Source organism: Liquorilactobacillus vini DSM 20605 (assembly GCF_000255495.1).
Lineage (GTDB): Bacteria > Bacillota > Bacilli > Lactobacillales > Lactobacillaceae > Liquorilactobacillus > Liquorilactobacillus vini.
Genome location: NZ_AHYZ01000048.1, coordinates 1 through 468, shown reverse-complemented (window position 1 = coordinate 468; position 468 = coordinate 1). Strand labels below are relative to the sequence as shown.

1 protein-coding gene is annotated in these 468 nt (G+C 42.3%); it reads left to right on the top strand.

Annotated elements, in window-relative coordinates; genetic code table 11:
* Positions 1-468, top strand: a 468-nt coding sequence (locus tag ON15_RS11715) for a type I restriction modification DNA specificity domain protein (RefSeq protein WP_010579941.1), incomplete at both ends; no start/stop codon positions are given.

Here is a 468-nt window from a genome sequence, read left to right as displayed (position 1 = left end):
TTCTCAGAGCTATTTCAGAAGTCCTCAGAGAAGAACACCAATCTCAGTTTTTCACGTAGTCAGGTTTTAACCGGGGCAACCATGACCGACTCGGATCGTGATATTAATTCGGATGACGACTACATGAAGACCTATAACGTGATCCACGTAGGTGACATCTTATTTGAAGGTCACACCTCAAAACAATTTGCTTTTGGTCGATTCGTTTTAGATGACTACCGTGACGGGATTGTCTCGCATGTGTTCGATATTTACCGACCTAAAGCTAAGATGAACTTGAGCTTTTGGAAGTACTATATACACGACGAAAACGTCATGCGTCCAATATTGGTGAGAGCAACCTCAAACGCAAGAATGCTGAACGCACTCAGCTCAAGTGAGTTTCTAAAACAATCGTTATTCGTTCCTAGTGAAAACGAGCAAGCCAAGATTGGAAATCTTCTTGAACAGATAGACAGCACTATCGCT